This window comes from Streptomyces sp. NPDC002884 (assembly GCF_040295245.1).
Classification (GTDB): domain Bacteria; phylum Actinomycetota; class Actinomycetes; order Streptomycetales; family Streptomycetaceae; genus Streptomyces.
On the sequence record NZ_JBEOVB010000034.1, the window covers coordinates 19,475 to 31,107 of the forward strand.

Annotated in this window: 12 protein-coding genes; 6 read left to right on the plus strand and 6 right to left on the minus strand. The window is 73.5% G+C overall.

Annotated elements, in window-relative coordinates; translation table 11 throughout:
• Positions 1 to 54 precede the first annotated feature (54 nt).
• Positions 55 to 279, minus strand: coding sequence for a hypothetical protein (locus ABT070_RS38360; RefSeq protein ID WP_351767545.1), 225 nt, complete (start codon positions 277 to 279; stop codon positions 55 to 57).
• Positions 280 to 509: 230 nt separating this feature from the next.
• On the opposite strand from ABT070_RS38360, the gene ABT070_RS38365 reads away from it, so the two are divergent.
• Positions 510 to 1,028: a MarR family winged helix-turn-helix transcriptional regulator gene (locus tag ABT070_RS38365; protein WP_351767546.1), complete on the plus strand. Its 519-nt coding sequence runs from the start codon at positions 510 to 512 to the stop codon at positions 1,026 to 1,028.
• Between the two features lie 3 nt (positions 1,029 to 1,031).
• On the opposite strand, the gene ABT070_RS38370 is transcribed toward ABT070_RS38365, so the two are convergent.
• Positions 1,032 to 2,177: an MFS transporter gene (locus ABT070_RS38370; protein ID WP_351767600.1), complete on the minus strand. Its 1,146-nt coding sequence runs from the start codon at positions 2,175 to 2,177 to the stop codon at positions 1,032 to 1,034.
• An 81-nt stretch (positions 2,178 to 2,258) separates the two neighbouring features.
• Here ABT070_RS38370 and ABT070_RS38375 point away from each other — a divergent pair, with 81 nt between their 5' ends.
• Positions 2,259 to 3,017, plus strand: a complete 759-nt coding sequence (locus ABT070_RS38375; protein WP_351767547.1) for an AraC family transcriptional regulator — start codon at positions 2,259 to 2,261, stop codon at positions 3,015 to 3,017.
• Here the strand turns inward: ABT070_RS38375 and ABT070_RS38380 are convergent.
• Positions 3,014 to 3,286 (minus strand): DUF7336 domain-containing protein, encoded by a 273-nt coding sequence (locus ABT070_RS38380; RefSeq protein WP_351767548.1) that lies wholly within the window; start codon positions 3,284 to 3,286, stop codon positions 3,014 to 3,016. The two genes, ABT070_RS38375 and ABT070_RS38380, sit on opposite strands and share 4 nt — an antisense overlap.
• A gap of 148 nt (positions 3,287 to 3,434) precedes the next feature.
• On the opposite strand from ABT070_RS38380, the gene ABT070_RS38385 reads away from it, so the two are divergent.
• The 3 genes from ABT070_RS38385 to ABT070_RS38395 all read left to right on the plus strand — a co-directional run bounded on the left by ABT070_RS38385 (position 3,435) and on the right by ABT070_RS38395 (position 6,786).
• Entirely contained in the window at positions 3,435 to 3,833 is a 399-nt protein-coding gene (locus tag ABT070_RS38385) for a DoxX family protein (protein ID WP_351767549.1), read from the plus strand.
• Positions 3,830 to 4,297 (plus strand): peroxiredoxin, encoded by a 468-nt coding sequence (locus tag ABT070_RS38390; protein ID WP_351767550.1) that lies wholly within the window; start codon positions 3,830 to 3,832, stop codon positions 4,295 to 4,297. The genes ABT070_RS38385 and ABT070_RS38390 overlap by 4 nt, the downstream gene beginning before the upstream one ends.
• A gap of 143 nt (positions 4,298 to 4,440) precedes the next feature.
• Complete coding sequence (locus ABT070_RS38395; RefSeq protein WP_351767551.1) at positions 4,441 to 6,786, plus strand: SpoIIE family protein phosphatase; 2,346 nt, start codon at positions 4,441 to 4,443, stop codon at positions 6,784 to 6,786.
• A gap of 61 nt (positions 6,787 to 6,847) precedes the next feature.
• On the opposite strand, the gene ABT070_RS38400 is transcribed toward ABT070_RS38395, so the two are convergent.
• A complete protein-coding gene (locus ABT070_RS38400) occupies positions 6,848 to 7,678 on the minus strand; it encodes an aldo/keto reductase (protein ID WP_351767552.1) in 831 nt (276 codons plus the stop codon).
• Between the two features lie 202 nt (positions 7,679 to 7,880).
• Between ABT070_RS38400 and ABT070_RS38405 the strand changes: the two genes are divergently transcribed.
• Positions 7,881 to 8,876 (plus strand): TauD/TfdA dioxygenase family protein, encoded by a 996-nt coding sequence (locus ABT070_RS38405; protein WP_351767553.1) that lies wholly within the window; start codon positions 7,881 to 7,883, stop codon positions 8,874 to 8,876.
• Positions 8,877 to 8,882: 6 nt separating this feature from the next.
• Here ABT070_RS38405 and ABT070_RS38410 read toward each other — a convergent pair whose 3' ends face one another.
• A complete protein-coding gene (locus ABT070_RS38410; RefSeq protein WP_351767554.1) occupies positions 8,883 to 9,917 on the minus strand; it encodes an LLM class flavin-dependent oxidoreductase in 1,035 nt (344 codons plus the stop codon).
• A gap of 70 nt (positions 9,918 to 9,987) precedes the next feature.
• A complete protein-coding gene (locus ABT070_RS38415; RefSeq protein WP_351767555.1) occupies positions 9,988 to 11,493 on the minus strand; it encodes a metallophosphoesterase family protein in 1,506 nt (501 codons plus the stop codon).
• Positions 11,494 to 11,633: the final 140 nt, after the last annotated feature.

Here is an 11,633-nt window from a genome sequence, read left to right on the forward strand (position 1 = left end):
CGACGGCCGAAGGGCCCCGGCGGGCGGTGCGAACCTGCCGGGGCCCCGCCGTGCCTAGTGCCCGAGGCGGATCACGGTCACCTGGTCCTCGCCGTTCGCGCCCGCGCCCGACTTGTCGACCACGTAGGCGACGCCGTCGGCCACCTCCACGTGGTTGGGGTTGGCGCCGGTGGCGACGGTCTCCTCGACGACGCCCCTGCGCGGGTCGACCACCGTGGCGGCGGTGGCGGCGGTGCGGTTGACCACGACGACATCGCCCGAGCGGTCGTCGGTGGCCACGACTGGACCGACGTCCGCATCGCCGCCCTGGGCATGGTCCCGCTCGGGAGCGCGGCGCGGGCCGGATCCGAGCGGGGCATACCGCCGGGTACGGGTGACCGCGTACCATCCGGATACCGGGGGCCGGGTACGGCGGGGGTGCCGTACGCGTGTCGTCCGTCCGCAGTAGTCGCGGTACACGTACGCAGTAACTTACTTGAGTTACGCAACAAGATGGTAAAGTGGGTCGCATGTCCACCGAACCGCTCCCGTTGCCCTCCGTCGCGACTCCGGAAGTGATCGAGATCGAGCGCGCGCTCACTCGCATCACCTACCTGAGCACGCGCGCCCGCCAGCACGACCGGCTGATGACGCTGGCCGGTGTCCCCCTGGACCGCGCCGCCGTGGCGCTGCTGCGGCAGGTCGCCGACTCCGAGCCGCTGCGGCCGGGGGAGCTGGCGCAGCGGCTCGGCGTGGAGGCCTCCCATGTGACCCGCACGGTGCAGCAGCTCCAGAAGTCCGGGTACGTCACCCGGGTCCCCGACCCCGACGACGGCCGGGCCCAGCGGATCCAGCTCACCGAGGCCGGCCGCGGGGCCGTCGGCCGGGTCCGGGACGCGGGCGCCCGGGGCATGCAGCTCGCGCTGGCCGACTGGTCCCCGGAGGAACTGGGCCAGCTCGCCACGCTGTTCCACCGGATGGTCGACGACTTCCTCTCGTACGCCGTGGACGACGAGACCGAGCAGCCGGCGGCGGCCCCCCGCGCCTGACCCTCAGACACGAGAGCCGGTCACGGCCGACAAAGCGGTGGCGGGGGCCGGTTCACGCAGCCCGCGCAGCAGGAACCAGGCCACCACCGGCGGTATCAGCAGGGGAAGCAGACCCGTCCGCAGGGACGTGGCGTCCGCGAGCGCGCCCAGGGCCGGCGCGGCCGCGCCCCCGATGCTGACCGTCAGGCCGAGGGTGACGCCGCTCGCGGTGCCCACGCGCCGGGGCAGACAGTCCTGGCCCAGCGTCACATGCAGCGAGAACGGCACGTAGAGCCCGGCCGAGGCGAGCGCGACGAACAGGTACAGGGGCGGGCCCGGAATCAGGACCACGCCGGCCACCGCGAGCACCGTCACGGCGTACGAGTGCCGTACGACCCGGATCCTTCCCCAGCGCTCGGCCAGCCGGCTCCCGGCCAGCGTCCCCAGGGCGCCGCCCGCGTAGAGCACGCACAGCGCGACCGTCCCCGCCACCGCCCCGCCGCCGGCGCGCTCCCGGACGTACAGGGGGCCGAACGTGCTCAGACCGACGAAGACGACCGAGCGGCACACCACGGCGCCCGACAGGCGCAGGAACGACGGCCAGTCGTCCCGGCCCGCCCCCTCGGCCGTCGCCGGAACGGACCCGGCCCGGCCGGCCGCCGGGCGCATCGCGGCCACGCACAGTGCCACGCCCGCCAGGGCCGGCAGCCCCAGCAGCGGCGAGGCGCGCAGACCCCAGGTCGCGACGACGGTCGCGACCAGCGGCGGGGCGAGCGCGAAGCCGAGGTTGCCGCCGAGCGCGAACCAGCCCATCGCCGTGTGGCGGCCGTCCGAGGCGGCCCGCGCCGCGCGCGCGGCCTCGGGGTGGTAGGCGGCGATCCCGATCCCGGACACGGCCACCGCCGCCAGGGTGAGCGGGTACGAGCCGCCGATCCCGCTGACGGCGATCCCCGCACCCGAGGCCGCCGCCGCGAGCGGCAGCAGCCACGGCATCGCCCACCGGTCGGTCAGCACGCCGAACAGCGGCTGCGCCACCGACGACAGCAAGGAGGCCGCCAGGACGATCCCCGAGGCAGCGGCGTAGGAATAGGCGCGCTCGGCGACGAAGAAGGGGACCAGCGCGGCCACGGCCCCCTGGTACACGTCCACGCAGGCGTGGCCCAGGGACATCAGGGTGATGGATCGGTTTTTCGGCACACGGCGATCGTCACGGCCCGGGTCGTTGTCGCGCTTCCGATAATCTGCCCGCTTGTGACGAACATCCGCCATACCCCGACCGCGCCCACCCGGGTCCAGCCGCTGGCCGCGGGCCGGCGCATCGACGCGCACCGGCACGACGACCACCAGATCGTCTACGCGGGCTCCGGTGTCCTGGCCGTCACCACCGACGCCGGCACCTGGTTCGCACCCGGCACGCGCGCGCTGTGGGTGCCTGCCGGAACCGTGCACGCGCACCGGGCGTACGGCCGGCTCGACCTGCACCTGGTGGGCCTGCCCGCCGACGACAACCCGCTCGGCCTGGACGCGCCGACCGTCCTCGCCGTCAGCCCGCTGCTGCGGGAGCTGATCCTCGCCTACACCCGGGCGCCGGACGACATGAGCCCCGAGCGCGCCCGTCTGCTCGCCGTGCTGCGCGACCAGCTGCGTTCCTCCCCGCAGCAGCCGGCCCGGCTGCCCACCCCGGCCGACCCCCGGCTGGCCGAGGTCTGCGCCCTGGTCCACGCGGACCCGTCCGACCAGCGCACCCTCGCCGCCCTCGGCGCGGCCACCGGCACCGGCGAACGCACCCTGAGCCGCCTCTTCCGCCGCGAGTTCGGCATGACCTTCCCCCAGTGGCGCACCCAGTCCAGGCTCTACCACGCGCTGCGTCTGCTGGCCGACGGCATGCCCGTCACGACGGTCGCCCACCGCTGCGGCTGGTCCTCCGCCAGCGCCTTCATCGACGTGTTCCGCAGGGCGTACGGGTACACCCCCGGCCGGTATCCCGGCCGGGCCCGGGACCTGACCTAGACGCGCACGAAACCGCCGGTCCACTCGTCCTCGTCGAGGGTGTGCTCGTCGATGACGAAACAGTCCGGCTCGTCGGCGAAACCCGGCAGCGACCGGGCCCGGCGCCGGCGCTCCGCCGCCTTCTCGGGTGTGGAGTAGACACCGAGCAGTTTGGCGTCGTCGCCGTCCTCCTCGTCGACGTGCACCGTCTCCCCGTCCAGGTGCAGGGTCGCACCGCCTTCACCGGCTTCGTTCCGGTGCCCGATGTGCCACAGCAGATAGACGGTCATCCCGGCAGGTTATCTTCAGCCACCGGCAACCGCGGTGCGCCGCGGCCCGGTTGGGGAGCGCCGTCCCGCATCCCGCCCCGCGACCCCGCCGCCGGACCCCCGCCTACCCTCCAGTAATGTCGGGCGCCAGGTCATCAGAGGAGGAACCGTGCCCCGGTCCGAACGTTCACCCCTGCTGCTGGCGGGCCTGCTGGCCACCGCCGGGATCGCGCATTTCGCCGTCCCGCGCCCGTTCGACGCGACCGTCCCGCGCGCGCTGCCGGGCTCGCCCAGGGCCTGGACGCACGCCAGCGGCGTCGCCGAGCTGGTACTGGCGGCGGGAGTGGCCCTGCCGCGCACCCGGAAGGCGGCCGCGCTGGCCACGGCCGCACTCTTCGTCGGCGTCTTCCCCGCCAACGTCAAGATGGCGTGGGACTGGCGGCACCGCCCCACCCCGCTCAAGGCCGCCGCCGTGGCCCGGCTGCCGTTGCAGGTGCCGCTCGTGCTGTGGGCCCGCAACGTCGCCGACAACGCCGGCACCGCGAAGATCACGGAGGGACGGTCATGACCAAGGCTCCGGAGACCGGCGATGTCGTCGAGGACTTCGCGCTGCCGGACGAGACCGGCACGGTGCGCAGCCTGACCGACCTGCTCGCCGACGGGCCGGTGGTCCTCTTCTTCTACCCCGCCGCCCTGACCGCCGGCTGCACCGCCGAGGCCTGCCACTTCCGTGACCTGGCGGCCGAGTTCGCCGCCGTCGGCGCCCGGCCCGTCGGGATCAGCGGGGACACCGTCGACCGCCAGCAGGAGTTCGCCGGACGGCACTCGCTCGGCATGCCGCTGCTGTCCGACGCCGACGGGGCGGTACGGGAACGGTTCGGCGTGAAGCGCGGCTTCTCCCTCGCCCCCACCAAGCGGGTCACCTTCGTCATCGGGAAGGACCGCACCGTCCTGGAGGTCGTCCGCAGCGAGCTGCGGATGAACACCCACGCCGACCGCGCCCTCGACGCGCTGCGCGCCCACGGCGGCTGAGCGCCGGAGCGGGACGCCCGGGCGGACCCGGAAGACCTCGGAGGCCGGGGAGGCCGGGGAGGCCGGGGGGCCGGGGAGCGCCGTGCGCCCCGGCCGGCCCGTCGCGGTTGATGCGTCGGGACAAAGGGCCCATTCTGGACGACATGGAGCATGTCGTCGCTGCGGCGGTCATCGATGCCCACGGCATCGTGACGGGCTGGAGCGAGGGTGCCCGTCTGCTGACGGGCCACCCGGCCGCGGAGGCCGTGGGCCGGGCCGTGGCCGACCTGCTCGCCGAGGACCTGCCCCGGGGCGCGGCCGGCGAGTGGACCGGCCCCGTCGTCGTGCGCCACCGCGACGGCCGGCCCGTCACCCTCGTCGTGACGGCCTGCCCGGTGCTCGGCGCCGACGCCCGCCCCACCGGGTTCACCCTCACCGCGCAGCGGCCCGCGGCCCCGGAACCGACGCTGGCGGGGCGAGCCTTCCAGCAGGCCTCCATGTCGATGTCCGTCTTCGATCCCGGGCAGCACTACGTCCGCCTGAACGAGACCGCGTGCAAGGTCATGGGCGTACCGGAGGAGGCCCTGCTCGGCCGCCACTTTCCCGAGACCGTCGAGGACGCCGAGCACAGCCGGGGCTTCGACCGGCATCTGCGCCACGTCGCCGAGACCGGCCGCCCGGTGCGCTACGAGAGCTTCACCGGAGCCCCCTCCCTCAACCGGGAACACGCCTGGAGCATCGAGATGTGGCCCGTCCGCGAGGACTCCGGAGCCGTCACCGGGGTCGCCCTGGCGGCTTTCGACAGCAGCGATCAGTACTGGGCCCGGCAGCGGCTCGCCCTGCTGAACGAGGCGGCGGCCTCCATCGGCACCACCTTGGACGTGGTGCGCACCGCCGAGGAGGTGATCGAGCTCCTCGTGCCGCAGTTCGCCGACTTCGCCAGCGTGGACCTGCTGGAGTGGGTCCTGGGCGCGGACGAACCGCCCCCGGTGCCCGACGGCGAGATCGTGCTGCGCCGCGTCGCCCACGGCTCCGGACACGAGGGCACCCCCGAGGCGGCGGTCCGCCTCGGGGGGACCGACGCCCATCCGCCCTTCAGCCCGCCCGCCCGCGCCCTGCGGCAGGGGCGTGCCGTCCGCCTCCAGGCGGGCGAGCCCGATTTCATGAGCTGGCTCGCCGAACGCAACGCGCGCGCTCCCGAGGGCCGTCGCTTCCGCAGCGGGGTCCACTCGGTGATCGCGGTGCCCCTGCTGGCCCGGGGCACCACCCTGGGCGTCCTGGTCGGCGTCCGTATCGCCCATCCCGACGACTACGAGGCCGACGACGCCGTGTTCGCCGAGGAACTCGCCAGCCGGGCCGCCGTCTGCATCGACAACGCCCGCCGTTTCGCCCGCGAACGCACCACCGCTCTCGCCCTCCAGCACAGCCTGCTGCCCCGCGGACTGCCCGGACAGGCCGCCGTCGAGGTCGCGCACCGCTATCTGCCCAGCGGCTCCACGGCCGGCATCGGCGGGGACTGGTTCGACGTCATCCCGCTCTCCGGCAGCCGGGTCGCCCTCGTCGTCGGCGACGTCGTCGGACACGGCATCCCGTCCACGGCGACCATGGGCCGGCTCTGCATGGCCGTACGCACCCTCGCCGACGTGGATCTGCCGCCCGACGAACTGCTCACCCACCTCGACGACCTCGTCACCCACCTCGCTGGCTACCAGGAGAGTGTCGACGACGAGGTCGCGGAACTGGGCGCCACCTGCCTGTACGCCGTCTACGACCCGGTCGGCCGCCACCTCGCCCTCGCCGCCGCCGGCCATCCCGCGCCGGCCCTCCTGCTGCCCGACGGCCGCGCGGAGCTGATCCGGATGACGACGGGCCCGCCGCTCGGAGTCGGCGGACTGCCCTTCGAGGCGGTCGAACTGGAACTGCCCGAGGGCGCGGTCGTCGCCCTCTACACCGACGGCCTGATCGAGGACCGCGACCGGGACGTCGACCGCGCCACCGGCGAGCTGTGCAGCGCCCTGACCGCACCCGCCGCCACCCTCGACGCCCTGTGCGACACCGTGCTCAAGGCGGTCCTGCCGGAAGAGCCCAGCGACGACGTCGCCCTGCTGCTCGCCCGCACCCGGGCGCTCGGCGCGGATCAGGTCGCCACCTGGGACGTCGAGCCGGACCCCGCCCACGTCGCGGCCGCCCGCCAGGCGGCGACCGCGCAACTCACCGCGTGGGGCCTGGAGGAGGCCGCCTTCGTCACCGAGCTCGTCGTCAGCGAACTCGTCACCAACGCCATCCGCTACGGCGCGCCCCCCATCCGGCTCCGTCTGATCCGCGACCGCAGCCTCATCTGCGAGGTCTCCGACGGCAGTTCGACCTCCCCGCACCTGCGCCGCGCCCACGCCTTCGATGAGGGCGGGCGCGGTCTGCTGCTGGTCGCGCAGCTCACCCAGCGCTGGGGCAGCAGGCAGACGGACCGGGGCAAGACGATCTGGGCGGAGCAGTCGCTGGAGCCCGGGTGATCACTCCGGGACGGTGCCGCCCGGGGGCGCGGCGCCGAGGGCCGGACCGTGCCGTCCGCGCTCAGAACTCCTCGTGCACCTCGGGGTCGCCGCCCAGCCGCCGGTGCGGCCGCTCCGCGATCGCCGCCAGCTGCGCCGGACCGAGTTCGAAGCCGAAGACGTCGAGGTTGGCGCGCTGCCGCTCGGGGCTGGACGACTTCGGGATGGGGACCGCGCCGAGCTGGTGATGCCAGCGCAGGACGACCTGACCGGGCGTCACGCCCAGCGACTCGGCGACGGAGACGACGGCCGGGTCCTCCAGGAGCGCCGAACCGCGGCCCAGCGGACTCCAGCTCTCCGTGCGGACCCCCTTGGCCTCGTGGAAGGCGCGCAACTCGTCCTGCGGGAAGAGCGGGTGCAGCTCGATCTGGTTGACGGACGGCAGCACACCGGTCTCCTTCTCCAGCCGCTCGATGTGCGCGGCGGTGAAGTTGGAGACGCCGATGGACCGGACCAGACCGTCCTCGCGGAGCTTGATCATGGCGCGCCAGGAGTCGACGAACCTGTCGACCCGGGGAAGCGGCCAGTGGATCAGGTAGAGGTCCACGTACTCGAGGCCGAGCCGCTGCCGGGACTCCTCGAAGGAGGCGAGGGTCTCCTCGTAGCCGTGGTGGCGGCCGGGCAGTTTCGTGGCCACCACGAGCTCCTCCCGCGGCACCCCGCCCCGGGCCACGCCCCGCCCGACCCCGGTCTCGTTGCGGTAGTTCGTCGCCGTGTCGACGAGCCGGTAGCCCAGTCCGAGCGCCTCCGCGACCGACCGCTCCGCCTCCGCGTCGTCCATCGGCCAGGTGCCCAGACCCAGTGCCGGGAGCTTCGTGCCGTCGTTGAGCGTGTACTCCGGGATGTTGCTCACCAGGGGACCTTTCCTCGGCAGTGTCGTCCGTGTCGTCCCACCAGCCTCACCGATGAGGCGGGGATCGATCAACCGGAGGCCGCGGGGCGGGGCGTCCGCCGCCGGCGCGGGGTGTGCGACGCCCTGTCGCCAGGCCGCCGATTCGCTGTCACGATCTTCCCGGAACCGTGACGGACGACGAGCGAAGACGAGCGGAGCACGCATGACGACGGACAGCCGGGCCACCCCCTTCGACGACCCGACGGCCGAGCAGGCCGCGCGGGCGGCCGGAGTGGAGGTGAAGCCGGTCGCCGGACACATCGGCGCCGAGATCGAGGGCGTCGACCTGGCCGCGGGACTCGACGACGCCCAGGTCGCCGTGGTCAGGGCGGCGGTGCTGCGCTGGAAGGTGGTGTTCTTCCGCGGGCAGCGCCTCGACCACGCGGGACATGTGGCGTTCGCGCGACGCTTCGGCGAACCCGTCGTCCTGCGCAGGCGCGGCGGCGCCTCGCCCGCGGACTTCCCGGAGATCGAGACGACCGCCGACCGCCTCGAACTCGGCGGGAAGTTCGACATGGAGCACGAGGAGTGGCTCCGGCGCCGCCGGCCCACCCTCCTGCGCGGCTGGCACTGCGACCACGGCGCCCGCGTCGACCCGCCGGCCGCGACGATCCTGCGCGCCGAGACCGTACCGCCCTACGGCGGCGACACCACCTGGTCCAACCTGGCGGCCGCCTACGCCGGACTCTCCGCGCCCCTGCGGGAGTTCCTGGCCGGGCTGCGCGCCGAGCACCGGCTCGGCGTCGGCTACCAGCCCCGCCCCGGCGACGACGCGTACGTCCGTCATCTCCTCGACCACCAGGTCGCCTCGGTCCACCCCCTGGTACGCGTCCACCCCGAGACGGGGGAGCGCGTGCTGTACGTCAACGGCTACTACGTCGAGCAGATCACCGACCTCTCCCGCGCGGAGAGCCGGGCCGTCCTGGACATGCTGCTGGAGGAGGCGACCCGCCCCGAGTACACGGTCCGCTTCCGCTGGGAACCGGGCAGCGTGGCCTTCTGGGACAACCGCGCCACCATCCACCTCGCGCCGAGCGACAACGCGCATCTGCGCTTCCCCCGCACGATGCACCGGGTGATGCTCACCGGCGAGGTCCCCGTCGGAGTGGACGGCAAGCCGTCCGAGCCGGTGACGGGAACCGAGCCGGGCCGTTGGTGAGCGCCCTCAGATTTCGGCGCCGGGCCGCCATCCCAGCGCCGGGCCCAGCTTCGTCGCCATGTCGGTGAGGATCTGTACGTAGTCCTCGTGCCCGAAGGTGAACGGCAGGGCGAAGGCGACCTCGTCGATCTCGCGGAACGCGGCGTGGGCGTGCAGGCGTTCGGCGATCTCCTCCGAGGTGCCCACCAGGTCCGGGGCGAACAGCAGCCGGGCCGGGCCCTGCGGCGAGGTCGTACGGGGGAGCCGCTTCGCCGCGAACTCCTCGTACCTCGCACGCTGTTCGGGCGAGGCGGAGTCGGTGGGGATGACCACGAGCCCCTGGGAGACACGGGCCGCCTCGCCGTCGGGGTGGGCGGCGCGGAAGGCCTGGACGTGGGAGAGCTGGATCTCGGCGAAGTCCCTGGCGTCGTCCGGGCCTTCGGCCTTGACGACGCTGGAGGTGAGGAAGTTCATGCCGTGCTCACCGGCCCACCGAGCCGAACTCAGGCTGCCCCCGCCGTACCACAGGCGGCGGCCGAGACCGGGGGAGTGCGGCTGCACCCGGTCGGAGAACACCTCGAAGCCCTCGACCCCGCTGAAGTCGGTGGCGGACTTGCCGCGCACCAGGTCCAGCAGCCGCCGCGCGCGCTCGTAGCCGAAGTCCTCCGCCTCGGAGGTGTCCGGGTACAGCGCCTCCTTGACCTGCTCGTAGTGCATCGGCGGGCCGACGCTCACCCCCGGGTTGAGCCGGCCCCCGGAGAGGATGTCGACGGTGGCCAGATCCTCCGCGAGGCGCAGCGGGTTCTCCCAGCCCAGCGGGATGACCGCGGTGCCGAGCTCGATACGCCGGGTGCGCTGCGAGGCGGCCGCCAGGACGGCGACGGGGGAGGAGATGCCGTACTGGAGGTGCCGGTGACGTACCCACGCGCTGTCGAAACCGAGCCGCTCACCCAGCTCGATGATCTCCAGCGTGGTCTCGTGCCCCCGGCCCGGATCGTCCGCGTCGAACAGCCCGATGGTGAGGAAGCCCAGCTTGCGCAAGGGGCGTGAGGTCGACGGCACGGGGACTCCTCCATGGTTCGACGGCGTGTACGGCCGTACAGGTGTTCTGCGCCGATTGTCGCAGGCGGTCTCAGCCGAGCGGGATCGTGACCTCGTCCTCGACCGGCGGGTTCAGTTCCTGGGCGCGGTTCCCGGTGGCCGCGAAGCAGCGCAGCCGGACCGACTCCGGTGTGACGTCCAGCCGCAGGAAGCACTTGAAGAACGGCGGGCTGTACGTCACCGAGCTCGGCGAGAAGAGCTGGGTGTAGATCTTGCGCACCGGCAGCCGGAACCGCTTGCGGCGCTCCGGACGGCTCCCGGTGCCCAGCAGACCGGCCAGCAGACGGATCCGCCGGGTCACCCTGACCTCCGGGCCCGGCGTACGGGTCGGCGGGATGCCCAGCCGTTCGGCGACCACCGCCTGGCCCTCGGCCTCGGTCAGGGCGAAGAAGCGGCGCAGCCGCAGCCGGCGCCCGTAGAGCCGGCTGTAGAAGGCGAGGGAGTCGCCGCGCAGCGGATAGCAGCGGAAGTCCTCTTCGGTGACGCCGGCGACGGACACCCGGGGGATGGTGTGCGTGGCGTGCATGAAGGCGCCCCCGCCGCCCGAGACCACGTACTGCAGCGTCCGCCCGTCCGCCAGACGCACCGGGTAGCGCTGGTAGTTGTGGATGTCGCCGCCGATCGCCGCCACATAGTGGTGCTCGGACGCGCTGACGATGTCGTCGACGGTGCCGCCGCCCTCGATGGGACACGGGTGGTGCTCGCCGTCGACGTAGAGGGGCGAGCCGGTGACGAGGATCTTGGGGCGCGGGCCCTGCGACACCGCGCGCAGCCACGCGCCCTGTTCGGCGTCGAGCGTGCCCAGCAGCCCGGTGTCGATGCCGATGATGCGCACGGGGCCGGCGTCGATCGCCCAGTACGGCCCGGGCTGCACCGCCCGCTGGCCGACCGAGGACCTCAACGCACGTGCCTCGGCCAGACGTTGACCGTCGTGCGCCCGCGGCCGGTGCCACAGCAGCGAGCGCAGCCGGGCGCGGCTGAGGAAGCGGGGCGAGGGCTCGGCGGGCAGGGGCGGGGCGTCGCCGCAGAAGACCCGCATGAACGCGCCCAGGTCCTCGTACCAGTCGTGGTTGCCCGGTATCGCGTAGATGGGCGCCGGGTAGTCCCGGTACGGGCGGAAGAACTTGGTGCCGTAGTCGTCGGCACTGCCGACCGGATAGATGACGTCACTGGCGAGCACGGCGAAGGACGTGCCCTGACCTGCCCTCAGAAACCCTGGCACGACGGCGTACTGGGGGTCGTCGCCCTCACCCGTGTCACCGATGACCATGAAGGAGAAGGTGTCCGGGTCCGTGCGCCGGATCACCTTGTCCTCGGGCGCGCCGCCCGCCGCCCGCTGCGCCACCAGGCGGCTGCGGGTACGGCCCGTCGGGTCTCCGAACCACGACGCCAGCACGCCGTTGCGGGCCGCCCACAGCATCCTGGGATCGAGCCACGAGATCTTCTCGGTCCGGTCCGGCATGAGCTGCCGGTAGGCGCCTCGGTCGGCGCCGACCCAGCCGGCGCCTTCGGCGGTATCGCGTGAGGAGTCAGACACCGGTGCACCGTAGCAATGATCCACAGTGCGGCAGGAGTCCACCCGGGCCGGCTTCATGCACCGGCATCTAATGCCCTTGACACTTTCCGGGGCCGACCACGTAGGTTGAAGCGATCTGTCACGAAGGGCGGAGGCCCCGA

Bases quoted from the DNA above. Each gene is read 5' to 3' on its own strand.
- ABT070_RS38380 (WP_351767548.1), bottom strand. From the start codon at position 3,286: ATGACCGTCTATCTGCTGTGGCACATCGGGCACCGGAACGAAGCCGGT.
- ABT070_RS38365 (WP_351767546.1), top strand. From the start codon at position 510: ATGTCCACCGAACCGCTCCCGTTGCCCTCCGTCGCGACTCCGGAAGTG.
- ABT070_RS38390 (WP_351767550.1), top strand. From the start codon at position 3,830: ATGACCAAGGCTCCGGAGACCGGCGATGTCGTCGAGGACTTCGCGCTG.
- ABT070_RS38395 (WP_351767551.1), top strand. From the start codon at position 4,441: ATGGAGCATGTCGTCGCTGCGGCGGTCATCGATGCCCACGGCATCGTG.
- ABT070_RS38405 (WP_351767553.1), top strand. From the start codon at position 7,881: ATGACGACGGACAGCCGGGCCACCCCCTTCGACGACCCGACGGCCGAG.
- ABT070_RS38370 (WP_351767600.1), bottom strand. From the start codon at position 2,177: ATGTCCCTGGGCCACGCCTGCGTGGACGTGTACCAGGGGGCCGTGGCC.